This window comes from Streptomyces sp. NPDC001157, from assembly GCF_053598255.1.
In genome coordinates this window covers 124,900-147,973 of the sequence record NZ_JBSFJW010000005.1, presented here as the reverse complement: position 1 = coordinate 147,973, position 23,074 = coordinate 124,900, and the positions used below count along the sequence as shown (strand labels likewise).

The window sequence follows — 23,074 nt, the reverse complement described above, 5'->3', positions numbered from 1 at the left end:
GGCCAATCAAAGGAATCCGGCCGCTGGTTGACATCGGAGACCCGGAACCGGTGGGTCGGTCGGTGCCTAGTGTCGGTGGTCTCCGATCCTGACGGTGCCCTTGGTCCTCGTGCCGTCCCGGTTGTCGTAGACGACGTCGCCGGAGGACTTCCTCCAGATCCTGATGCGGTACGTGTCCGGGCCGTCGGTGGCGGTGATGCGGAACCCGTAGCCGCCCTTGCCGTCGACTGTGCCGGAGCCCTGGTAGACGGCCCGGGAGCCGGTGATCACCAGCCAGTCGGAGCCGGTGGAGCGGAAGGTGAGCTTGGCGGCCCCGAAGACGAACGCGGCCTCACCGGTGGGGGTGGTGGCCCCCTTCCGGTACCGGGCACCGAAGGTGAACGCCGCCTTGCCGGTCAGAGCGGACCTGGCAGGGAAGGCGCCGACCGGTGACGTGATGGTGCCGGCGCCGAACGCCGGACCGGCGTCACGGTCGTAGACGATCACCTCGGGGAGCGTCGTGCTGTCCGTGCCCCCGTCGTCGTCCGAGGCGGTGATCACCGGGCGTTGGATGCCCGCGGCGGCGTAGACGTGCTCGGCCCGGCAGGCGTCGCCGGAGTCGGTGAGCCGGCCCGGTGCCGGTCGGGTGCCGTCCTTCCAGTCGATCGTGCAGATGTGGCTGTCGGACGTGCCCGGATCGGTGAAGGAAGCGGTGACAACCACCGTTTTCCCCACGGGAGTCGGGGTGGCCGGGCCTGTCGCCGAGGTGATCGACGGGGCGGCGTTGGAGACCGTGACCGTGGTGGTGTCGGTGCTGCGACCGCCGGTCAGGGTGAGCTTGAAGGTGCCGTTGTCGGTGCAAGTGACCGTGGTGCGGGTCGAGTTGGGGTCGGTGACCGTGCAGGGTGCGCCGTTCTCCACCGTCCACTTGGGCGTGCCCGCTCCGGAGACGGTGCCGGCCAGCGGGATGGCGTCGCCCTCGGTGCCGGTGGCGTCCGGGCCCGCGTGGACGATGGTGACCGGGTCGATGCTCGTGAGCGTCGGGACGACCTTCTCGATCAGGCCGTCGGAGTCGAACTCCATCTTGTCGATGGTGGTTTCACGATGGGTGCCGTCTCCGCCGGGGATGGCGAAGCGGTGGTAGGCGATGTACCAGTCGTCGGTGTTCGGGACGTGTACGACGCTGTGGTGGCCGGTGCCCTTGATGCCCTGGGAGAGATCCTTCGACAGGATCACGCCCCGCTTGGTCCAGGGGCCGGTGGGGGAGGGGCCGGTGGCGTAGGCGACCCGGTAGTTCTCGTCCCGGGTGTCGTTCTCCGACCACATGAAGTAGTAGGTGCCCTTGCGCTTGATGACGAAGGAGCCCTCGTTGTAGCCGTTCGGGGTGATGTCCTTGACCTTCGAGGTGTCGATGGAGGTCATGTCCGCGCCGAGCGGCACGACATACGCATGGCCGTTGCCGAAGTACACATACGACTGGCCGTCGTCGTCGGTGAAGACCGCGGGGTCGATCATCTGGCCGCTGAAGTCCCCCGCCTTGAGGAGGGGCTTGCCCAGCGCGTCCTTGAACGGGCCGGTCGGCGAGTCGGAGACCGCGACGCCGATGTTCGCGTCGGCGCAGAAGTAGAAGTAGTACTTCCCGTCCTTCTCGGCGATGGTCGGCGCCCAGGCCCTGCTGTCCGCCCAGGAGACGTCCGGGCCGAGGTCGAGGATGACGCCGTGGTCCTTCCAGTGGACCAGGTCGGTAGAGGAGTACGCCTTGAACCGCGTACCGCTCCAGCCCTCGAAGCCGTCGGTCGTCGGATACATGTAGAAGGTGTCGCCGAAGCGGACGATGTTCGGGTCGGCGTTCAGCCCCGGTAGCACCGGGCTCTTCATGACGAGCGCCGAGACCGTCCAGGTGCGCTTGGTGCCGTCGGAGCCCGTCACCTCGTACGTCACCGGTTTGCTGAAGTCCTGGACACTGCCGGAGGCGGGACTGATCGCCGCGCCGTGGGCCAGGGTGAACTCCGGTGCCAGCGCGGTGAGATCGGTGCCTTCCTTCATCGGCAGGGTGATCCTGCTGTCCGCGTTGTCGACGATGGCGTCGACCTTCAGACCGGGGTGCGTGGCCTTCGCGATGCCCGCCGTGTTGCCGCTGAGCTCCATGACCTCCGCGGCCGACAGCGCCCGGCCGTAGATGCGGAAGTCGTCGACCTCGCCGCCGAAGTACGGGTCGGCCGAGTACAGGGAGCGGCCGATGTAGCCGCTGTAGTCCTTGTTCGCGTCGTACAGCTCGGACGGCTTGACGGTGGTCGTGGTGCGGGCCGCCTCGATGCCGTCGACGTAGAGGACCAGCGTGCCGGTCGAGCCGTCGAGGGTGACGGTGACGTGCCGCCACTTGCCAGGTGTGAGCTGCGATCCGGCCGTCAGCTTCGACTCCGCCGACCAACTGGCCTTCGTGATCGCCGAGTAGAGGCTGGAGCCGCCGTTGGAGGGGGTGGCGAAGAGGTACTTGTTGCTGTCGGGGCCGAGCCCGAACAGCCACTGGAAGCTGCTGCCGCCCTTCCACTTGGCGTAGGTCGACACGGTCACGCTGTCGGCGTTCTTCAGCACCCCGTTCGGGATCTTCACATACGGCGAACTCGACGCGTCGCCCGACATCTTGAACGAGCCGCCCTGCACACCCGTGCCGAAGTCGGGCGTGTGGACGTAGGTGCCGTGGTAGCCGTGCCCGCTGGAGTCGCGGGCGATGTTGCCGCCCGACTCGTCGAAGTCGTAGTGCAGGAGCAGGTCGGCCGGGACGTCGGCGCCCTCCTCCGAGACCGTGACCTCGGCCTGGACGGGGATCGCGGCGCCGTCCGGCAGGCTGCCGGTCACGGTGAAGGTGCCGTCCTGCGCGTAGGCCGACGCCGGGACGTCGTCCCAGGTCACGGCGACCGGCCGGTCGACGCCGTCGGCGTACTTCGCGATCACGGTGGCCGGCAGGACCGGCGCCTGACCGGTCTTCGTCTTCACCTTGACGCCCTCGACGCTCTCCACCAGTTGGTCGGGCTGGTAGGCGCGCAGCAGACGGTCGTACTCGGCCTGGGTGACAGGCAGGACGGTGCCGTGGCGGGGCCTGGCCGGCAGGTCGTAGCCGGTGGACGGGGTCCACTTGCCGGAGGCCAGGTCTGTCGTCTCGAACGGGATGTAGCCGCGGCCGCCGAACTCGTCGAGGAAGGCGTACCACTTGTCCTCGGTGTTGGACTTGAACACCAGCGGGCCCTCGGCCGCGCTCATCGCGCCCTTGCCGATGCCCTCGGCGACCGGGTCCCAGGAGCCCAGGATCGAGTCGCTCTTCTCCTCGAAGATGAACTTGCTGTTGGGGGTGGAGGAGGTGTTGTTCCGCTCGTCCTTGGACAGGCGGTAGTACGTCCCGTCGTGCTGGATCATCGTGGAGTCGATGACCGAGTAGCCGCGGTCGATCCACACCTTGGGCTCGCTGAACGTGTAGAAGTCGCGGGTGGTGGCGTACATCATGCGGTTGTACGTGTCGCCGCTGTGCTCGGCGTTGTCGTACAGCTTCGACGCCCAGAAGACCACGTACTCGCCGCGCTTCGCGTCGTAGAACGCCTCCGGCGCCCAGGTGTTGCCCGCGCTGTCGGGGGAGATCTTCACCAGCCGCTGGTCGGTCCAGTGCACCAGGTCGGTGGACTCCCAGATCATGATGGACTTGCTGCCGGTGCGCTGGGCGGCGTCCCAGTCGCCGTTGCCGTAGATCCTGAGGTCGGTGGCGATCTGGTAGAACTTGTCGCCCTCGGGGGAGCGGATGATGAACGGGTCGCGCAGGCCCTTCTCACCGAGCGTGGAGGTCAGGACGGGCCTGCCGTCGTTCAACTCCCGCCAGTGCAGAGGGTCGTTGCCCTTGCTGAGGGCGTTGTAGATCTGTTCCCCGTCCGCGGTGCCCTCGCCGGTGAAGTAGCTGAACATATAGCCCTTGAGGGCCGCCTTGGCGGGCAGTTCGGGCACGTGCGCGGTGAAGGTGCGGGTGGCGGTCGCCGCGCCCTTGGTGACGGTGGCGGTCAGCTCGACGGTGGTGGCGCCGTCGCCGTGCGCGGGGCGGTGGACCACACCGTCGGCGGAGACGACGTCCGGGTTCGCGGAGGACCAGGCGACCTGCGTGCCGTACGAACCGCTCGTCGGGAGGGTGAGGTTGCCGCGTGCGTCGTCGAGGTTGTGGACGCTCAGCGCGTCGGCGGCCCGCCGGGTGGCGGTGGCGTCGTCGAAGTCGGGCAGGACCGTGACCTCGAAGGTTCGGGTGTCGGTGACCGTGCCCTTCTTCAGGGTCGCCGTCAGCGTGGCATGGCCGTCCGGTGAACCGGCCGCCGGACGGGTCACCTTGCCGGAGTCCGAGACGACCGAGGTGTTGTCGCTGGCCCAGCTGATCGTGGAGCCGCCCGCCGTACCGGTCTTCGGCAGGTCCAGGTCGGCGGTGACGGCGCTGGTGTCACCGAGGCTCAGGGTCGCCTTGTCGTCGGCGACGCCCTGCGTGTCGACGGGGAGGGCGAGTTGCTGGACCTCCGAGCCGGACAGTGCGCGGTCGTAGACACGGAAGTCGCGGATGCGGCCCTTGAAGAGCTTGTCGCCGGAGTACAGGGACTTGCCTATGTAGTTGGCGGTGGTGGTGCCGGAGCCGATCGCGCCGGGGGTGATCGTCACCGACGTGTTGCGGCCGACCTCGACGCCGTCCTCGTAGAGCACGCCCGTGGTGCCGGTCTGGGTGTAGGCGAGGTGCTTCCAGACCGCGCGGGTGAGATTGTGCGAGTCGTTCGGCTTCGTGGTCTGTTCCGTCGACCAGTTGCCGGTCGCCACCGAGGTGCGCAGGGAGTTGCCGGTCGTGAACAGATAGCCGTTGCCGTTGCCGCCGCTGGAGTTGCCGAAGCCGTAGAGGAAGTAGGGCGTGGACTGCGCGGAGTCGAGGAGCACGTCCAGGGAGACGGTGATCGAGTCCATGCCCTTCATGACGTCGTCCGGCACCTTGATGAAGGTGTCGGACCCGTTGAAGGCGAGCCCCTGCCCGGACGCCGACCAGTCGGCGGTGCCGCCCACCGTGCCGTCGCGGCCGTTGCCGGAGGCGTCGCTCACAGTGGTCCCGGATCCGCCGTCGAGTTTGTACCACAGGGCCAGACCGTCGGTGAGGCCCGAGGCTTCGGCCGGCTGAGCCGCCTGCGCGGGAAGGGCGGGACCGGCGAGGGTCAGGAGCATCGCGGCGGCGGTCAGTCCGGCGAGATGGCCCGCCAGCCGTCTCGCGCGGCCGCGAAGTCGTGCGCTGTGCGTCATGTCGGAATTCCCTGCTGAGACACGGCTGATGAGGGGGGAAAGGCGCGGTGCGGGCAAGCGGGAGCGGGTCGGCAGCGCGTTCGCAGCGGACCTGGTGTTACGTGGAGATGACGTCGTGTTGCGAGAGTTTCAATCCGCGTCCTGTGGGGCGTCAAGAGGTTTCGAACGATGTGCGATAGGTCGAACGAAAGGATTCGGGATGAGTACGGCGACCGTCGTCGGTGCCGGGCCCAACGGTCTGGCCGCCGCCGTCGCCCTGGCCCGGGCCGGCCTGCGGGTCACCGTGCTGGAGGCGGCCGACCGGATCGGTGGCGGCACCCGCTCCGGCGAGGCGATCGTGCCGGGACTGCTGCACGACTTCTGCTCGGCCATCCACCCCATGGCCGTCGGCTCGTCGTTCTTCAACGAGCTCGGCCTGGACCGGTACGGGCTGCGGTGGGCGTGGCCGGAGATCGACTGTGTGCATCCGCTCGACGGTGGCACGGCCGGGGTGCTGCACCGCTCGGTGACCGCGACCGCCGCCGGTCTCGGTGGCGCCGACGGCCGCACCTGGCGGCGGCTGTTCGAGGGTCCTTCGGCGGCGTACGACACCTTCGGCGACGACATCATGGGCCCGCTCCTGCGCCTGCCCCGCCACCCGATCCGCCTCGCCCGCTTCGGTGTACCCGCGCTCGCCCCCGCCTCCCTGCCGGCCAGGGTATTCAGGACCGAGGAGGCCAGGGGCCTGTGGGGCGGGGTCGCCGCACACGCCTTCCGCCCCCTGGAGCGGCCGCTGACCGCGAGCATCGGGCTGGGCATCGTCACCGCGGGCCACTGCTACGGCTGGGCGGTGGCCGAGGGCGGCTCACGCCGGATCACCGACGCGCTGGCGGCGCTGCTGCTCGAACTCGGGGGCACGATCGAGACCGGGGTACGAGTGCGGTCGGTCGCCCAACTCCCGCGCACGGACGTGACCTTGTGGGACGTGGCGCCCACCGCCCTGGCCGACATCCTCGGCGATCTGCTGCCGCCCCGGATCGCCCGCGCCTACCGGCGCTACCGCTACGGACCGGGCGCGTTCAAGGTCGACTTCGCGGTCGAGGGCGGAGTCCCCTGGCGCGCCGAGGCCGCGCGGCGGGCCGGCACGGTGCACCTCGGCGGGACCTACGCCGAGATCGCGGCCACCGAGCGGGACATCCATGCCGGGCGGATGCCCGAGCGGCCGTTCGTCCTGGTCGGCCAGCAGTACCTGGCCGACCCGTCACGGTCGGTCGGCGACATCCACCCCGTGTGGTCGTACGCCCACGTCCCGAACGGCTACACCGGCGACGCCGCCGTGGCGATCACCGCCCAGATCGAACGGTTCGCCCCCGGCTTCAGGGACCGCGTCATCGGCACCGCGGTACGCACCACACCCGGCTTCGCCGAACACAACCCGAACTACGTCGGCGGCAACATCATGACCGGTGCCACGGACCTCCCCCAGCTCCTCTTCGGAACGCACCCCACCCTGCACCCCTACGACACCGGAGTCCCTGGCCACTACCTGTGCTCCGCGGCCACCCCACCCGGCGCCGGCGCCCACGGAATGTGCGGAGCCCATGCCGCGGCACGAGCGCTGCGGCGGCTGCGCGCGTGACGGCGGGTCCGTGAGGAGTCAGTGCCCGTCCCCAGGCGGTGTCCTCCGGGCGCCACTGAACGGCCGTGAACCACCCGCGGCCGTCGGGGAGTTCGAGTCCCTCGACCGTGCCGTCCGCGGCGCGGACGGTGACCGTGAGCCCGGTAGCAGGACCCGTCCCTGATCCCGGTCGCCGTCGAGGAGTTCCTGCGCTGGGCGTCCCCCGTCTACCACTTCCTGTGGTACGCCTCCGGCAACCGGGACGAGGAGGTCTTCGGCAACCCGTACGACTTCGACGTGACCCGGGTACGGTCCAACTTCGTCAACGGCATCAAGAAGCTGCCCGTCGAGGTGACCCTGGCCTGAGAGATCAGGACGTCATCCCGTAGTGGAGCACACCGCCCGAGGTCAGGACGCCTTCCGGAAGGAACGGGCCGTTGACGGGAAGCCCGTTCAGCATCAGGGACCGTACGTGGGCGTTCGTGGCCGATGCGTCCGGGGCGAGGAGGCTGAGAGTGACCCCGTTGCCGCGGCGCACGGTGGCGGACGGGAACAGCGGGCCGGCCAGGGCGAGTTGGGGGCTCCCCGGCACCTGCGGGTACATGCCCAGACAGGCCCAGACCGCCCACGACGACATCTCGCCCAGGTCGTCGTTGCCGACGAGACCGTCGGGCCGGTCGGTGAAGAGAGTGGTGAGGGCCCGCCGCACGATGTCCTCCGTGCGGTCGGGGCGGCCCGCGTAGTCGTACGCCCAGGGGATGTTGAAGGACGGTTCGTTGCCGAGATAGGCGTACGGCTTGTCGGCGCCCGCGTTGAGCTGGGTGAAGAAGGTGTCGAGACGGGAGGTGGCCGCGGCGGGGCCGCCCATGGCGGTGAACAGGCCCGGCAGGTCGTGCGGCACCAGCCAGGTGTACTGCGCGGCGTTGCCCTCGACGTACTCCCCGTGCTGGGTGGGGGAGAAGGACGGCCAGCTTCCGTCGGCGTTGCGGGGCTGGATGTAGCCGCTCACGGGGTTGAACAGATTGCGCCAGTTGCCGGCGGCGCGGGTGAGGACCGCCTGGGTCTTCGTGTCGCCGAGGCGTCCGGCCAGGTGGGCCAGTGCGGCGTCGGCGATGGCGTACTCCAGCGTGGTGGCCGCGCTGCCCCAGACGCCCTTGGTGCCGGCTGGGATGTAGCCCAGGGTGTCGTACTGCCTGTGCCCCGGTCGCTGCCGGTCGTCCTGCCGGCCCGCCACCGCCGCCCTTAGCAGCCCCCGGGCGTCGAAGTCGGTGCCGCCGAAGGCGTGGATCGAGGCGGCCATGGCGGGCAGCGGGTCGCCGACCATGACGCGGGTGCCTCCGTTGGCCACCGTCCAGCGGTCGAAATAGCCCGCCTGGCGGCCCTGTTCGAGGATCGACTGGGCGACGTCGGACGCCTCGTGCGGCGCGATCAGAGCCAGCAGTTGGCCCTGCGAACGGTAGACGTCCCAGCCGGAGAAGTCCGCGTACTGCACATGCCCGGACCGCGTGCGGTGGACCTTGCCGTCCATGCCCCGATAGCGGCCGTCGGTGTCGCTGAAGGCGCTGGGGTGCAGCAGTGCGTGGTACAGCGCGGTGTAGAACACCCGGCGCTGGGTCTCGGTGCCGCCGCGCACGGCGATCCTGCCCAGCCACTCGTTCCAGCGCTCACGCGCGGCACTGTGCAACTGGTCGTAGGAGCGCCTGCCCTGCTCCGCGACGGCGTTGCGGCGGGCGGCGGCGACGTCCACGAAGGACACACCGACCCGCGCGGTCACCGTACGGGTTCCGGGGGCGAAGGAGACGTACGCCCCTGAAGTCCTGCCGTCCAGGGGCTCGGTGTGCGCGAAGGGGCGGTCGAAGACGACGTGGAAGTAGAGCCGGTAGCGGTTGGAGGAGTGGCAGAAGCCACCGCTGTCGGTGTAGCCGGACAGGGTGCGCGAGCCGATGCTGATCTTCCCGGTGGCCTTGTTGAAGGCCCGTCCCGCGTCCACCGTCAGCCCGGCGGGCCGCGCGTCGCCGGCCGGGTAGGTGAAGCGGGCGATGCCGGAGCGCTGGGTGACGGCGATCTGCGTACGGATGCCGTTGTCGAATCTGACCCCGTAACTGCCGGGCGACGCCTGCTCGTTGGCGTGCGAGAAGGTGGCATAGCGGGTGGCGGGGTCCGGATCCGGGCGGCCGGTGAGCGGCATGAACGGGACGTTGCCGTAGTCGCTGCAGCCCGCGCCGGAGATGTGGGTGAGACTGAAACCCCGGATCCGGTTGTCCTTGTACGCGTACCCGCCGTGCTGGCGGGTGACCGTGTCGGGGCTCCACTGGATGCCGCCCAACGCCGCCGAGGCACCCGGGAAGGTGTTCCCGGCCCCTCCGCCATGGCCGAAGTCGGTGCCTCCCGGAGCGGTGCCCACGAACGGATTGACGTAGCCGGCGGGATCGTCCGTGGCGCGTGCGGGTTCGGTCGTGGCCGGGGCGGCGGACGCCGCCGGGAGCGGCGAGGCCAGCAGCACGGCAGAGGTCAGGGCAGCCGCGACAGGGTGCAGGCGCAAGAAGCTCTCCTCGAGACGGTGGGACGTCGCGGTGTCGTACGACGACGGAGTGTCCACCTTCCCGACCGGACGGCGTGGTTGCGCGGCGCCTTGCCGAGGAACGCGTGTGGATCAGGCTCACGGCGCAATGCACCGGAGTGAACGGAGGCGCACGAGGGGGTGTTTCACACCTCCCGGTGGTCGATGCCGAGCAGGCTCGCCGCCGCCCGGAAGTCGGCACCGTGCCTGCCGACGGCGAGGGACCAGTGGTGGCCGACGCCGGTCGCGCTCCAGGCGTCGACCCATTCGCCGGGGTCACGGCCGAAGTCGACACGGCTGGTGGTGTTGCCGATCTCCAGCAGGGGGCCGGGCACGACGGTGCCCTCGGAGGTGATGAACGACAGGCTGCCGTCGGCGTCCTGGCCGAGGCCCAGGAGGGTGACCGGGCCGTGCCGGACGTCGAACTCCACGCTGACACCCCAGCCGCGCTTGCCGTGGTAGACGCCCAGCCCGCGCAGCAGCGGATCACGGGCACTGACCGCGAGGTGGGCGGGCCCGTCATGGCCCATCTCCACCACGCCGTCCTCGAAGTCGAGGGCCTGGATCTCGGTGAAGGAGCCCCCGGCGCCGACGCTCTGCGAGACCAACTGGGCGACACTGGTGCGCAGTTCGTACTCGCCGGCCGCGGGCACGCCGCGGGCGGTGAGCAGGGAGGCGCCCAGGATCATGCCCGCGCCGAGGCGTTCGTGCAGTTCGCCGTCGAGGCCGCGGTGGTAGTAGGCGAGCGTGTCGAGGCCGAAGTCCTCGACCAGCCGGTCCAGCGCGACGGACACCTTCGCGCCCCACGCGAAGTCCTCGTCCGCCACGCTGTCGTCGAGGGTGAAGACCTGCCGGGCCAGGCCCATGCGGTCGCGGGTCTCCGTCTCGGTCACCCGCTCCACCCGGTGCCGGAGGTCGTCGAACTCCAGTACCTCCACGTGCGAGCCGAACGTCGCCGGCAGCAGGGTCAGATCGGTCGACACGTCCAGCATGCCGGGATACAGATGCCCCATCAGACCGTGCCGGGCGTGCCGCAGCGCCGCGCGGACATGGGCCGCACGGATCCACTGCTCGATGCGCCGCCAGGCGGACTCCTGGCGCAGCCAGCCCGACACCGACCGGAAGGGAATCCCGGCCCGGCGGAAGACATTGCCGACCTCGGGCACCGAGCACTGCGCGCAGTACGCCAGCCAGGCACCCGTGTCGAAGGTGGCGTGGTCCATCCGCTCGGACGGCTGGAGGTCGACGACGAGCACCGGGGTGTGCGAGCGCCGGGCGATCGGCAGCACCATCGACGAGGTCAGATACGTCGTCAGGAACAGCACGATCAGATCGCAGTCCGTACGGCGCAGCTGCTCGGCCGCGGCCGCGCCCTCCTCGGCGTCGGAGATGAAACCGACGTCGATCACCTCGGCGTCCATCCGCTGCAGACGTTCGGTGACGTACGCGGCCGACTCCTTCAACTGCGGCAGTAGGTCGGGGAACTGCGGCCAGTACGTGCCGAGTCCGCCGGCCACCAGGCCGATGCGGGTGCGGCGACGGGTCACCGGGGGCAGCAGATCGCGCAGCGCGGCGGCGCGGTCCACGGTCACGGTCGGGGTGTCGGTCGTCGCCATGATCGGCGCTCCTTGTGAGGTGTTCGGCTTCGCATTCACGCCCGGGCCACTCCCAGGTCCGCCGGAGCCGCGGCGGCGCCGGGGGAGCGCCGGATGAGGACACGGATGATGTACACGCCCGCCACCGCCGACAACGCCATGCAGAGGGTGATCGACCAGAGCAGCAGCGAGGCGCTGTACTCCATCAGGGCGGGCGTGACGAACGCGACGCCCGCGAAGACCCCGCGCGCCAGGGCGTAGGTGAGGCCCTGGGTGGTGCCGCGGGTGTCCGGGGGCAGGGTGAGCTGCGACCACACCTTGTAGTTGGCCTCCCCCGCGAAGGGATAGGAGATCTGGTAGAGCACGAAGAAGATCAGCATCCCGAGCACAGCGCCGGCGGTGAGGGAGGCGATGCAGAAGGCGATGATCTGCACGACGGTGAACACGTAGAACAGCCGGTCGCGCAGGGGAGTGTCGGCGATCCGCACGAACACGAAGGTCAGCACCAGCGCGACCGGGAGGAAGGCGAGGTTGATCCCGGTGGCCAGGCTCTGCGAGGCACCGCTGACGGTGACCAGCAGGTAGGTGCCGAACTGGCCGAAGGTGTTGGCTCCGATGCCCCAGGTGACGTAGTAGGCGAAGGTCGCGGCCATCGGCAGCAGCGCGGCACGGCTGAGGAGGTTCTTGAGGTCGATGCCACGCGGTGCCTCCAGCGCGGCCGCCTCCTCCGCCAGCTCCGCGTCCGAGGGCTCGTCGGCCAGTTTCAGCCGGGCGCGGAGCAGCCAGGTGATGAACGCGGCGACGGCCAGATGGCCGGTGATGAGCCGCGCCCCGGTCATGCCCGTGTGCGACAGGAGGTAGCTCAGGAAGATGACGACGACGATGCCCGCCGTCCACATGACCTGGGTGAAGGACACCAGACGCGCCCGGCCGTCGGCGGGCGCCGCGTCCGAGACCACGGCCAGGGAGGTCGGCAGGTCGGCACCGGCCGCGAGGCCCGCCACGAGCACGCCGATGAAGAGCACGATGTCGTTCGGCGCGAGGGTGATGACGATCGCGCCGAGCGTGAAGCAGAAGATGTCCCAGTTGTAGACACGGCGGCGCCCGAACAAGTCGGCCAGCCGCCCGCCGACCAGGGAGCCGACCGCGATGCAGCCGGTGACGATCGCGCTGATCGCGCCCGCCATCCACACGCCCATGTCGTAACTGTCGCGGTAGATGGCCAGGTTGACGGCGATGCTGACGATGAGTGCGGCGTCGAGGTAGGAGGCCATGCCCGACAGGGCCGCCACCTTCCAGAGCTGCCAGGGGATGGGTTGTTCCGAGCGTTCGGGAGCGGTCGGGGTTCGGACCATGATGCGACTCCGTCGTCTGAGGATGGGCCGAGCGGAGGGGGACGTCGCGGCTCTGAGGCCGAGTGCAGTGAATATAGGGTCGGAAAAACGTTCCAACAACCCCTCATGCGCCCATTTGCAGGAAGACGCGTCGGCATGCTTCCGGCCCCCGGGATCCGGTGCGAACATTCCAGGTTGTCGGCGACCAGACCCATGTACTGCATTTTCCCGGGGGGTAACCCCCGGACCCCCAGCAGAAGAGCAGGACTGCCGGAGTGACCTGCGCGGACATCGTGAGGCAGACACACGTAAAACGTTTTGATCCGTGAGGGAGCCCCAGAGTACTCGGAAGGACCGTGTCCGTGATCTCCTCCGCGCTTCAGCAGTTGTTCGACGACCCGCCCCGGGACTTCGGCCCCACTCCCCTGTGGTGGTGGTCGGGTGCGAAAGTCACCCGCGAACGCCTCGCCTGGCAGATGCGCAGGTTCGCCGAGGGTGGCGTCCACAACCTCGTCGTGATCAACCTGGCGCCGGCCGGCCCGAGCTTCGGCGCCCGCGCCGACGAACCGCCGTGGTTCGGCGAGGAGTGGTGGGCACGCTTCACCGACGCCTGCGAGATCGCCCGGGACCTGGGCATGCGCCTGTGGTTCTACGACCAGATCGGGTTCTCCGGCGCCAACGTCCAGGGCGCAGTGACCCGTCTGCACCCCGGGACGGCCGGCCTCGCCCTGCGCTGCCGCACGGCCGCAGTCTCCAACGGCGCCGTCCCGCTGAGGAGTTCGGAGACCCTGGTGGGCGCGTACTCGCCGGCGGGCCGGCGTCTCACCGTCACCGGCACCGCGCAAATCGCGGCCGCCGACGGCAGTGAGGTGCAGCTCGTCACGGCCGTCCCGACGGCCTTCGACTACCTGGACCCGGACGCCGTCCGCCTGCTCCTGGAGGCCGTGCACCACGAGTACGACCGGCGCGTCCCCCAGTACCTGGGCAATGTCATCGCCGGAAGCTTCCAGGACGAACTGCCCGGCACCAACGCCTTCAGCCGCCGCTTCCCGGGGGAGTTCCTCGCCCGCCGCGGCTACGACCTGCTCGACCACCTGCCGGCCCTCTTCCACGACACCACGGACCCTGCTCAGGCATCGAAGATCCGCGCCGACTATTACGCGGTCCGCGCCGAACTCACCGAAGAGGCCCTGTTCAAACCCCTCGCCGCCTGGCACGACGCACGTGGCATGCTGCTGGGCTGCGACCAGAGCCACCCCGCCCGCTCCGGCTTCCCGGCCCAGTCCACCCAGATCTACTCGGACTACTTCCGCACCCACCGCTGGTACGGCGCCGCGGGCAGCGACCACCACGGCGACTCCAAGGTCCACTCCTCCATGGCGCACCTCTACGGACACGAGCGGGTCTGGATCGAGGCGTTCCACTCCTCCGGCTGGGGCGGCACCCTGGAGGACACCTACGACTGGCTCCTGCCGTTCCTGCGCAGTGGCGCCAACCTGTACAACCCGCACGCCAGTTACTTCGGCACCGCGGGCGGCTGGTTCGAGTGGGCGCCGCCGTCCACCGACTGGCGCCAGCCCTACTGGCCGCAGTACCCGGCCTTCTCCCGGGCCGTCGCCCGCATCTGCTCGATCCTCTCCTGGGGCACCTACAGCGCCGACGTGGCGGTCCTGCACCCGACCACCACCATGCAGGCCCTCATTCCGCTGGACGCCCCCGTCAAGCACTTCGGCGACGGCCGCCTCGGCGAGGGTCACGCCGACGTCGACGAGACCCAGCGCCACTACCTCGACCTGTGCGGCACCGACAACTGGCTGCAACCTCGCATCGGCACCCTGGACCGGCACGGCGTCTCCTACGACGTCATCGACGACGCCTCGGTGCAGCGGGCCACGCCCGCCGACGGTGCCCTGCGAGTCGGAGACCTGGCCTACACCGCGGTGCTGCTGCCCTCGGCGAGCGTCCTGGAGCAGGAGACCGCACGACGGCTGACCGAACTGCTCGACGCCGGCGGGCGGGTGGTGGTCGTCGGCCGTGCGCCGGCGGCTGCGGCAGGCCTGGCCGGTGACGACGCCGTCGTGGCGGCGCTGTGCGCTCATCCGCGGCTGGAGCGGGCCAGTGACGCCGAGGCAGGCGCTGGGGCCGTGGCGGACTCTGCCGGGTATGCGACCGGTGATGTGCCGTTGCTCGTGCGGCGGAAGGGAGAGGAGGCGGTCGCCCTGGTGACGGGGGCCTTCCCCGACGCCCGCGTGCATCCGCCCAGCGGCAACCACGACGTCGACCCCGCCCGCTACGCGCCCACCAGGTCCCTCACCGTGCGCGCCCCGCTCGCCGAGGCCGAGGTCTGGAACCCGGCGACCGGTGCCCGGCGCCCCGCCCGCGTCACCGTGGCCGACGGCGTCTCCACCATCGAGGTGCCGCTGGAAGGCGCCCCCGCCGCCCTCGTCGTATGGCGAGAAGGCACCCCGACGGCCCCGACACCCGCACCACCTCCCGAGCCGGCCCGGACCATCGACGTATCCAGCGGCTGGGAGGGCCGTTTGGTGCCCACCATGGACAACACGTGGGGCGACCTCGCGCTGCCCGCCGGGTCGTCCGTCGACGAACCGCAGATCTGGACCATGCGGTGGACCGAGAGCGACGCCCCCGACGCACGCTGGGAGCAGACCCGGGCGACCTACGGCAACCGGGCGCGCGTGCTGCCCCCGGTGCCCGCCGCGAAGGCCCCCGAACCGCTCGACCAGGAGTCCGTCGCTCGGGTCGTGGCCGGCGAGCAGCCCCTTGTGCCCTGGGACGAGAGCTGGGCCGTGGCGCTGTTCTCGTCGAGCCGCGGAATCCCGGACCCGGACGGGCTGCTGGGCAACAAGGGGCTGGTGGCCGAGGAGTTCGTGCGCGTCCCGGTGCCGGGCCCCGGAACCGTCGCCCGGGTCCGGTCGATCGTCGAGACCGACCACCGCGGGCCCGCCGATCTGCATGTCGGCGCGGCAGCGGCCAAGCGGGTGTGGTGGAACGGCGCAAGGCTGCCCACGGGCCGCGGCTATCTCGCGTCCGCCCGGGTGGAGGTCGACCGGCCCCGCAACGTCCTGGAGTACGAACTGTCCGACGCCGAGGACCGTCCCTCGATGATCTCGGCCAAGGCCCAGGCCCCCCTGGGCAGTTACTTCTGTCTGGCTCCTCCGGGCGGGTTCGCGGCGCGCCCGCAGTTCATGTGTCTGCCCGACGGTGTACGGCCGGACGGCGGCGTCACCTACCGGGGCCGTCTGCGTCTTCCCGAGGGCGGGGCGCGGGCCGTGCTCGTGGTGGGCGCGGCGGCGGGAGCCACGGTGCTGCTCGACGGCGCGGTCGTGGCGCGGCAGGAGAAGGTCGAGTACTACGAGTCCGACTGGGGCGCGGTGCCGATGTTCTTCCGCCACGAACTGACCCTCTCGGCGGGCGATCACGTGCTCGACGTCGTGGCCGACAGCGTCCGCGCACGGGACGCCGTGTTCGTCGACCTCGTAGCGGGAGCAGGTGTCACCGCGCTGGTCAGCGGAGCCGGCTGGGAGGCGGAGACGGGGGAGTGGCGCGGTCGTACCGCAGAACACGAGGGCAGGTGGGGGGAGTTGCAGCACTGCCATGCCGCCGTACGACCGCATCCCTTGCCCGACACCGAGTGGCTGACCGGCGAACCGGCGCTCGGCACCGCCGTACTGCCGCTGCGGGCCACCGACGAAGTCCGCGCGTGCGCACAGCGTTTCCGCTTCACCGTCCCCCCGGGCGCCGTGTCGCTGGAACTGCCGCTGGCACTGCCCGCACGGGTGAGGACCGCGGACGGCACGGAACGACCACTCGACGGTCCTGTGCTCACACTGTCCCAACCCACCTTGAAGCCAACGGAGTTCGAGGTCGTCACCGAACCGACCGCCGTGCTGCGGGGCGGCTCCGCCTGGCGCGGGCCGGTACGCGTCCGTACCGTGGCGGCGCCCCTGCCCCTCGGGGACTGGCGGTCGCTGGGTCTTGGCGGTTGGAGCGGCGGGGTGACGTACTCGCGCGATCTGGAGGTCCCCGCCGGGCCGGACCCGGTGCTCGACCTGGGGCGGGTGCGGGGGAGCGTCGCGGTTCTTCTCGACGGGGAGCCGGTCGGCGAGGCGTTCTGCGCGCCGTACCGTTTCCAGCTGCGCGGTGCCGCCGGGCGCACCGTACGGATCGAGGTGACCGTCCACAACACCCTGGCCCCGTATCTCGCCGAAGCCACCCCGACCGCCTGGGCCTTCCCCTCCCAGTTGACGTCCGGGCTGCTGGGACCGGCGACACTGCAGATCCGGGAGTCAGCCGCCCGTGACTGACAGCGTGGAGTCCCGCAGAACGAGGCCGGGCGCGAACACCCTTGTCTCGTGGGCGTGTTCGGCGCGGGCCTCCACCTCGTCGAGGAGCATCTCCACGGCGGCCCGGCCGAGATCCTCGACGGGCTGCCGGACCGTCGTCAGGGTCGTCCCCACGAAGCTGGCGATGTCGAGGTCGCCGTAACCCACCACCTGCACGTCCTCGGGAACCTTGACACCCCTCTCGGCCAGGCCCCGGCACAGTCCGGCGGCGAGGAAGTCGTTGGTGCAGAACACCCCGTCGGGCAGCTCGTCGAGCCCCTGGGCGATCTCCATGCCGTAGGCCACCGTCATCTCCTCGGCGACCACCTGGCCCAGCCGCGCCTCGCGCCGGGTGCGCACGGCCTGCCGGGCGCCCTGGTAGCGGTCGGCGCACTGCCGTATCGACCGTTCGCCGTTCACGACGAGGATGTCGCGCGCCCCGCACTCCAGGAGGTGCTGCACGGCGATACGGCCGCCGGCGATGTCGTCGACGGAGACGGAGCAGCCGTCCTGCGCGGGCATCGCGCGGTCCGCCAGCACCAGGGGAATGCCCCTCTCACGCAGCCGGGTGAGCCGGGTGGGGTCGGCGCTGAGCGGGACGACCACGGCGCCGACGGCCCGCTGTTCGACGAGCATGGTGAAGTAACCCTGCTCGCGCTCCGGAGCGTCCCCGCTGTGACAGAGCACCAGGGAATAGCCGTGGTCGTACGCTGCGTCGGCGGCGCCCCGCGCGATGCGCGCGTAGAAGGAGTTGGTCACGTCGGGCAGGACCAGGCCGATCGAGGACGTGTGGCCCGTGCGCAGTCCCGCGGCGCCCGGATGGGGAACGTAGTCGAGCGCCGCGACCGCGTCGCGGACCCGCTCGGCCGTGGCCGCGTTCACGCGCTCCGGGCGGTTCAGTACGTTCGACACCGTCGACACCGACACTCCGGCGGCGGCTGCGACGTCCTGGATCCGGGCGGGGCGAACCGGAATGGCGTCCACCCCCCTCGCTGTGACAGCCGTGCGACCAGGCACGACATGGTCCTCATGGGCGACGCAAGTCTACCCCGACGGTGGTTGCAACGTTTTTCATCCCGGAGAACCGTCGGCCCGGCGGTCTCCTGCAAGCCCGCGCCTGACCAGCATCAGCACGCCTTCCGCGCTCGTCCACGGCCCGTGCTCCATTCCCGGATGCCGGTACGCGTACATCCCCGCGGTGAACGTCTCGCCCAGGCGCAGGTCGGTCAGCGAACCGTCGACGAGGAACACCTCCTCGAAGTAGTCGTGTCGGACGCTGCCCTGCGCGCTGGTGTCCGTCCCCGGCTCGTACCGTTGCAGCACGGTGGCGTCCCCGGTCTGCGGATCCTCGGCCAGCAGCTGCTCCCACACGCCGTCGGCCGCCCCCGGCGGCCGTAGCCAGGGGGCCTCGGGACGGTGGAACTCGGACTGCGGTCTGCTCATGGGCCGTTCCTCACTGTGTCGTCCGAGTTCAGCACAGGCGTCGGGCCATTCACCCTCTGTCGTGCCGTCCGGCACTTGACGTGATCGGCGGGTCGCCGACTGTGCTTGACCGGTTCCAGGTGGCACGCTGGGACGAGAGGTATCCGCCGAGGGCACTCGGGAGGGCCCCATGGGACGTGACGTACCTGCCCTGGTGTTCACGCGCGAGGACCGCCGCCGCTACCGGGACAAGATGCACCTCTGTCTCGACGTGCTGGCGCAGATGCTGCGCGAGTCGGGCTTCGAGAGCGAGCGCCCCCAGGTCGGGCTGGAGATCGAGCTCAACCTGGTGGACGGCGACGGACGGCCCGCGATGCGGAACACCGAGGTGCTCCAGGCGATCGCCGACCCCGCCTGGTCGAGCGAGCTCGGCCGCTTCAACCTGGAGATCAACATCCCGCCCCGGCAGCTGACCGCCGGCGGCCCCGGTGCCTGGGAGCAGGAAATCCGCGACGCGCTCAACCACGCCGAGGAACGCGCCTCAGCCGTGGGCGCACACATGATCATGATCGGCATCCTGCCGACGCTGGGGGAGTCGGACGTGGGCGAGTCCGCCCTGTCCGGCGATCCGCGGTACAAGCTGCTCAACGAGCAGATCTTCGCGGCCCGCGGCGAGGACCTGCGGATCCGGGTGGACGGCGTGGAGCGCCTGTCGATGTACGCCGACGCCATCACCCCCGAGGCCGCCTGCACCAGCACCCAGTTCCATCTGCAGGTCGCCCCGAAGGAGTTCGCGCCCTACTGGAACGCGGCCCAGGCCATAGCGGGCGTACAGATCGCCCTGGCCGCCAACTCGCCCTTCCTCTTCGGCCGGGAACTGTGGCGCGAGACCCGCATCCCCCTGTTCGAGCAGGCCACCGACACCCGCCCGCAGGAGATCAAGGCACAGGGCGTACGGCCGCGGGTGTGGTTCGGCGAGCGGTGGATCACCAGCGTCTTCGACCTCTTCGAGGAGAACGTGCGCTACTTCCCGGCCCTGCTGCCGCTGTGCGACGAGGAGGACCCGCAGGCCACGCTCGACAGCGGCGGCATCCCGCAACTGGGCGAACTGACCCTGCACAACGGCACGATCTACCGCTGGAACCGCCCCGTCTACGCCGTCACCGACAGCGGCCCGCATCTGCGCATCGAGAACCGCGTCCTGCCCGCGGGCCCCACCGTGGCCGACATCATCGCCAACGGCGCCCTCTACTACGGCCTCACCCGTGCCCTGGTCGACGAGGACCGGCCGGTGTGGACGCGGATGTCCTTCGCGGTCGCCGAGGAGAACCTGCACGCCGCCGCCCGCGACGGCATCGACGCCCGCCTGTACTGGCCCGGCGTGGGCGAAGTCCCGGTCACGGAACTGGTGTTGCGGCGCCTGCTGCCCCTGGCCCACCGCGGCCTCGAACTGGCCGGCATGGACGCGACCTGGCGCGAACCCCTGCTCGGCATCATCGAGCAGCGCTGCGTCACGGCCCGCAACGGCGCCCTGTGGCAGGCGGAGACGGTCCACCACCTGGAGAAGACCGGCACCTGTGACCGCCAGGAGGCGCTGCGCCGGATGACCACCACGTACATGGACTACATGCACCTGAACGCGCCCGCGCACACCTGGCCCGTGGACTGACGCGGCGGACGTCCGTCGTGCTGTCACGACTGCTCGTCGAGGACGTCGACTCCCCACACGGACGCCACGGGCATGAACCTGTGCGCGGCCGCGTACGCCGCCATGCCGGCGTTGCGTGCCTCGGCCTCAGGACCGTCCGGCAGGTGGAACTCGTCGCCCGCCCGCGCGGAACGCGCCTGCATGCTCGTGGCCGCCGCCAGGCGCCGGCGCACATAACGGTCGAGGGCGTCGGGTACGTCGGCGGGCCCCGCCTCCGTGAGGCAGTCGCCGAGCACGGCCGCGTCCAGGATCGCCTGTGCCGCGCCCTGGGCCTGGAACGGCACCATCGCATGGGCGCTGTCGCCGAGCAGGGTCACCCGCCCCATGTGCCAGCGGGGGAGCGGGGTGCGCGTGTAGATGCTCCAGCGGAAGACCCGCCCGGCGCGTTCCAGGACACTGCGCACCCGGGAGTCCCAGCCCTCGAACGCGCGCAGTTGCTCTCCCGGCTCCGCCTGCGAGGTCCATGACTCCTGGGTGGCGTCCTCCGCCCCGAACACGGCGACCGCGTTGAGGAGTTCGCCCTCGCGCACCCAGTAGTGGACGAAGTGCCGCCCCGGCCCCAACCACATCCCGTTGTCGGGCAGTCCGAGATCGGCCACCTCGTCGACCGGGAGCAATGCCCGGTAGGCGGCGGTCCCCGAGAAGACGGCCTCGTCCGCGCCGAAGAGCCACTGGCGGGCCGCGGACCGGATGCCGTCCGCGGCCACGACCAGGTCCGCACCCAGGCGTTCGCCGCTCGCCGTCCTCACGTACGCGGTCCGGTCGTCCTGGTCGATTCCCACGACCAGGGTGTCCAGCCGCACCGACCCCTGCGGCACGGCGGCGATCAGGGCATCGCGCAGATCGGCCCGGTGGACCTGCAGATACGGCGCCCCGAACTCGTCCTCGACGTCGCGGCCCAGCGCGTAGCTGCAGATCTCGGACCCGTCGGACCAGGTGCGGAAACTCACGGCGGCAGGGCGGGCGGACCGTGCGGCGACCGCGTCGAGGAGATCCAGCCGACGCAACTCGCGCGTGGCGTTGGGGGCGAGCTGGATCCCGGCGCCGGCCTCGGTGAGCTGCGGTGTCTGTTCGAGGACCGTGACCTCGTGACCGGCACGGCGCAGACTCAGCGTCGCGGCGAGTCCTCCGATGCCCGCCCCCACGACGATCGCTCTCATGGCACGACCTCACTTCGACGGACGCGCGGGCCCTGCATGGTTCACACAGGCTATCGGGCAGAACTCCGCCGCTGTACAAGGCTTTTCCGGCCGGACGGAGGTTGGCTGGTGAGCCGTGGTCAGCCCCGATAGCCCCGCAGCTTCCGGTACAGCGTGGCGCGGGCGATGCCCAGGGCCGCCGCTGCTCGGGCCTTGTTGCCGCCGTGCAGGCGCAGGGCTTCCAGGATAGCGGCGCGCTCGGCATGCTCCATCGGGCTGAGCTGCCGGCTCGCCGGGCCCTCGCGTACGGGGTCCGGCAGCTCACTGCGCCGGACGGGACCAGTCGCGCGCCGTCGCTCGGCCAACGCCCTCACCAGATGGGCGAGTTCGGTGACATTGCCGGGCCACGGATGCTGTTCCAGGGCCCGCAACGCATCCAGCGTCCAGGTGAGCGGGGGACGTCCCGGCGCGGGGCGGGGAGCCAGGTCGGTGACCAACTCCCGGATGTCGTCGGGCCGTTCACGCAAGGCCGGAAGGGTGACCGAGCGTGCGGCCAGGGAGTCCAGCAGCCGCTGGAGACACGGCCCCGGCGTTGCCCCGGGAGTGTAGGTGACCAGCAGACGTGCGCCCGGGTGCGCTTCGAGCAGCGAGTTGAGGCTCGCGGTGCCGGGCTGCGTGAGACGCTCGACATGCCGGATGAGCAGAAGCCGGCCGTCCGTCAACTCGTCACCCCGGAGGGGTAGTTCACCTTCCGCCGCGTCCATGACCAACGGGTTCGGGGTCAGTTCCTGTGCGAGGTGCCGTGCGAGCGAGGTCTTTCCCGTGCCCCGCTCGCCGACCAGCAGCAGCGGCTCGGGAGTCGTGGCCAGTTCCACCGCGCGGCCGACGGCGTGCCGCCACGGCGCCGAACGCCCGGCCAGTCCCACGACGGCTCGCGCCGTGGACGCCGCGCTCGCCTGCCCCACGGGCTGAAGCACGGCGACCACCCCGACGACCGGGCCCTGGTGACAGACCGGGGTGAGCATCGCCGTACACCCCGTGCCGGCCGGGAGCCGGATGCGATACGAGGCCGAAGGCGCCGGAGCGGTCGAGGCCTCGGATCCGGCGGCCGCACCCGCGGCTGATTCAGGCCGCTCCTGCGCGCCAGGGTCCCCGCCCCGGCCCGGGTCCCGGCCCCACGCCCGCAGCAGGGCGACCGCATCCCGCTCCAGCACCTCCAGCCCTTCCGGTGACAGCAGCTCTCCGGCCACCTCGCTGACCAGCCGGTTGCGACCGTCGAGGGCGACCACGGCGCGCCCCAGCTCGCCCGCGGCTTTCAGGTACGCGTCCAGCAGCACCCGTTCGGCCGCCCGCGACCGGGACAGGAGTTCCGCCTCGACGGCGACCGCCGCGGCCTCGGCCAGCGGGGCGCCCGGATGCGGCCCGCAGTCGGCGCACAGTCCGCCGGAGACCGTCACCGTGCCCAGCATCCGTCCGGTCTCCGGCTCCCGCACCGGCACACTGACCGCGCAGACGTCCTGCCACTGGTCGAGGAAGTGCTCGGGGCCGTGCACCTCGGCGCGGCGCCGGGTGTGCAGCGCGAGGGCCGCGCTGTTGTGGCCGACGTGCTGTTCGGAGAGGTCGTGGCAGGAGGCGCCGGGCCCGAGCCCGGCTGCCCACAGCACCCGCAGCCGCTCGTCCGTGAGCAGCAACGACGTCCGGCCGGTGCCGAGCGTGGGGGCGATCCGTTCGAGCACGGGCCGCGCCGCGGTGAGCAGCGAGGGCTCCGGCGTCCGTACCAGTAGCCGGGGCACCTCCGGTGCGGGAGTGTTCGCGTCGTGTCGCACGCCCAAGAACCGGGCACGCTTCCAGGCGGCGACGACGTCCTCCGGCACCCCGTCCGGCAGTTGCCGCCCCAGCAGGAACAGCTCGCGGGCCCTGCGCAGCGAGGCGAGAGCAGGGTGGACGGCTGGGCGTTCTGCGGTGGTCACGGCACGACTCACCCTACCGGGAACGGTTGAACGCACAACAACCTGCATGCCGGCTCGCGGAACTGTCTCGTATTGAGACACCCGCCTTCCCGCATCCCCCTTCATGATCATGAACGGGCCCCGCCT

At 70.8% G+C, this 23,074-nt stretch carries 11 protein-coding genes and 2 pseudogenes; 4 read left to right on the top strand and 9 right to left on the bottom strand.

Annotated features, from left to right (window positions below; genetic code table 11):
• Positions 1 to 66: 66 nt before the first annotated feature.
• On the bottom strand, positions 67 to 5,280 hold the full coding sequence (locus tag ACWDAG_RS11190) for a family 43 glycosylhydrolase (RefSeq protein WP_450695319.1): 5,214 nt from the start codon (positions 5,278 to 5,280) through the stop codon (positions 67 to 69).
• A gap of 199 nt (positions 5,281 to 5,479) precedes the next feature.
• On the opposite strand from ACWDAG_RS11190, the gene ACWDAG_RS11185 reads away from it, so the two are divergent.
• Positions 5,480 to 6,898: a phytoene desaturase family protein gene (locus ACWDAG_RS11185; RefSeq protein ID WP_450695318.1), complete on the top strand. Its 1,419-nt coding sequence runs from the start codon at positions 5,480 to 5,482 to the stop codon at positions 6,896 to 6,898.
• A gap of 34 nt (positions 6,899 to 6,932) precedes the next feature.
• On the opposite strand, the pseudogene ACWDAG_RS11180 reads toward ACWDAG_RS11185, so the two are convergent.
• A pseudogene (locus ACWDAG_RS11180) lies at positions 6,933 to 7,040 on the bottom strand (gamma-glutamyl-gamma-aminobutyrate hydrolase family protein); the annotation flags it as partial.
• A 5-nt stretch (positions 7,041 to 7,045) separates the two neighbouring features.
• On the opposite strand from ACWDAG_RS11180, the pseudogene ACWDAG_RS11175 reads away from it, so the two are divergent.
• Positions 7,046 to 7,243, top strand: a pseudogene (locus tag ACWDAG_RS11175) (cytochrome P450); the annotation flags it as partial.
• A gap of 4 nt (positions 7,244 to 7,247) precedes the next feature.
• Here the strand turns inward: ACWDAG_RS11175 and ACWDAG_RS11170 are convergent.
• The 3 genes from ACWDAG_RS11170 to ACWDAG_RS11160 form a co-directional block, all read right to left on the bottom strand.
• Positions 7,248 to 9,419 carry a GH92 family glycosyl hydrolase gene (locus ACWDAG_RS11170; RefSeq protein ID WP_450695317.1) on the bottom strand — a complete coding sequence of 724 codons (2,172 nt, stop codon included), beginning with the start codon at positions 9,417 to 9,419 and terminating at the stop codon, positions 7,248 to 7,250.
• A 164-nt stretch (positions 9,420 to 9,583) separates the two neighbouring features.
• Positions 9,584 to 11,053, bottom strand: coding sequence for an arabinose isomerase (locus ACWDAG_RS11165; RefSeq protein ID WP_450695316.1), 1,470 nt, complete (start codon positions 11,051 to 11,053; stop codon positions 9,584 to 9,586).
• 35 nt (positions 11,054 to 11,088) lie between these two features.
• The gene (locus ACWDAG_RS11160) at positions 11,089 to 12,387 is read right to left on the bottom strand and encodes an MFS transporter (RefSeq protein ID WP_450695315.1); all 1,299 of its coding nucleotides are present in this window, start codon (positions 12,385 to 12,387) and stop codon (positions 11,089 to 11,091) included.
• 341 nt (positions 12,388 to 12,728) lie between these two features.
• Here ACWDAG_RS11160 and ACWDAG_RS11155 point away from each other — a divergent pair, with 341 nt between their 5' ends.
• On the top strand, positions 12,729 to 16,691 hold the full coding sequence (locus ACWDAG_RS11155) for a glycosyl hydrolase (protein WP_450695314.1): 3,963 nt from the start codon (positions 12,729 to 12,731) through the stop codon (positions 16,689 to 16,691).
• On the opposite strand, the gene ACWDAG_RS11150 is transcribed toward ACWDAG_RS11155, so the two are convergent.
• Together ACWDAG_RS11150 and ACWDAG_RS11145 are read right to left on the bottom strand one after the other, a co-directional pair.
• Entirely contained in the window at positions 16,674 to 17,693 is a 1,020-nt protein-coding gene (locus ACWDAG_RS11150) for a LacI family DNA-binding transcriptional regulator (RefSeq protein WP_450695313.1), read from the bottom strand. The two genes, ACWDAG_RS11155 and ACWDAG_RS11150, sit on opposite strands and share 18 nt — an antisense overlap.
• A gap of 87 nt (positions 17,694 to 17,780) precedes the next feature.
• A complete protein-coding gene (locus tag ACWDAG_RS11145) occupies positions 17,781 to 18,152 on the bottom strand; it encodes a cupin domain-containing protein (RefSeq protein WP_450695312.1) in 372 nt (123 codons plus the stop codon).
• A 169-nt stretch (positions 18,153 to 18,321) separates the two neighbouring features.
• Between ACWDAG_RS11145 and ACWDAG_RS11140 the strand changes: the two genes are divergently transcribed.
• Complete coding sequence (locus tag ACWDAG_RS11140) at positions 18,322 to 19,800, top strand: glutamate--cysteine ligase (protein WP_450695311.1); 1,479 nt, start codon at positions 18,322 to 18,324, stop codon at positions 19,798 to 19,800.
• A gap of 23 nt (positions 19,801 to 19,823) precedes the next feature.
• Here ACWDAG_RS11140 and ACWDAG_RS11135 read toward each other — a convergent pair whose 3' ends face one another.
• Both ACWDAG_RS11135 and ACWDAG_RS11130 read right to left on the bottom strand, forming a co-directional pair.
• Entirely contained in the window at positions 19,824 to 20,999 is a 1,176-nt protein-coding gene (locus tag ACWDAG_RS11135) for an FAD-dependent monooxygenase (RefSeq protein ID WP_450695310.1), read from the bottom strand.
• 119 nt (positions 21,000 to 21,118) lie between these two features.
• Positions 21,119 to 22,948, bottom strand: coding sequence for a helix-turn-helix domain-containing protein (locus ACWDAG_RS11130; protein ID WP_450695309.1), 1,830 nt, complete (start codon positions 22,946 to 22,948; stop codon positions 21,119 to 21,121).
• Between the last annotated feature and the right edge of the window lie 126 nt (positions 22,949 to 23,074).

Excerpts from the sequence above, each read along its gene's own strand:
- ACWDAG_RS11190 (WP_450695319.1), bottom strand. The coding sequence starts at position 5,280 with ATGACGCACAGCGCACGACTTCGCGGCCGCGCGAGACGGCTGGCGGGC.
- ACWDAG_RS11185 (WP_450695318.1), top strand. The coding sequence starts at position 5,480 with ATGAGTACGGCGACCGTCGTCGGTGCCGGGCCCAACGGTCTGGCCGCC.
- ACWDAG_RS11165 (WP_450695316.1), bottom strand. The coding sequence starts at position 11,053 with ATGGCGACGACCGACACCCCGACCGTGACCGTGGACCGCGCCGCCGCG.
- ACWDAG_RS11160 (WP_450695315.1), bottom strand. The coding sequence starts at position 12,387 with ATGGTCCGAACCCCGACCGCTCCCGAACGCTCGGAACAACCCATCCCC.
- ACWDAG_RS11145 (WP_450695312.1), bottom strand. The coding sequence starts at position 18,152 with ATGAGCAGACCGCAGTCCGAGTTCCACCGTCCCGAGGCCCCCTGGCTA.
- ACWDAG_RS11140 (WP_450695311.1), top strand. The coding sequence starts at position 18,322 with ATGGGACGTGACGTACCTGCCCTGGTGTTCACGCGCGAGGACCGCCGC.
- ACWDAG_RS11135 (WP_450695310.1), bottom strand. The coding sequence starts at position 20,999 with ATGAGAGCGATCGTCGTGGGGGCGGGCATCGGAGGACTCGCCGCGACG.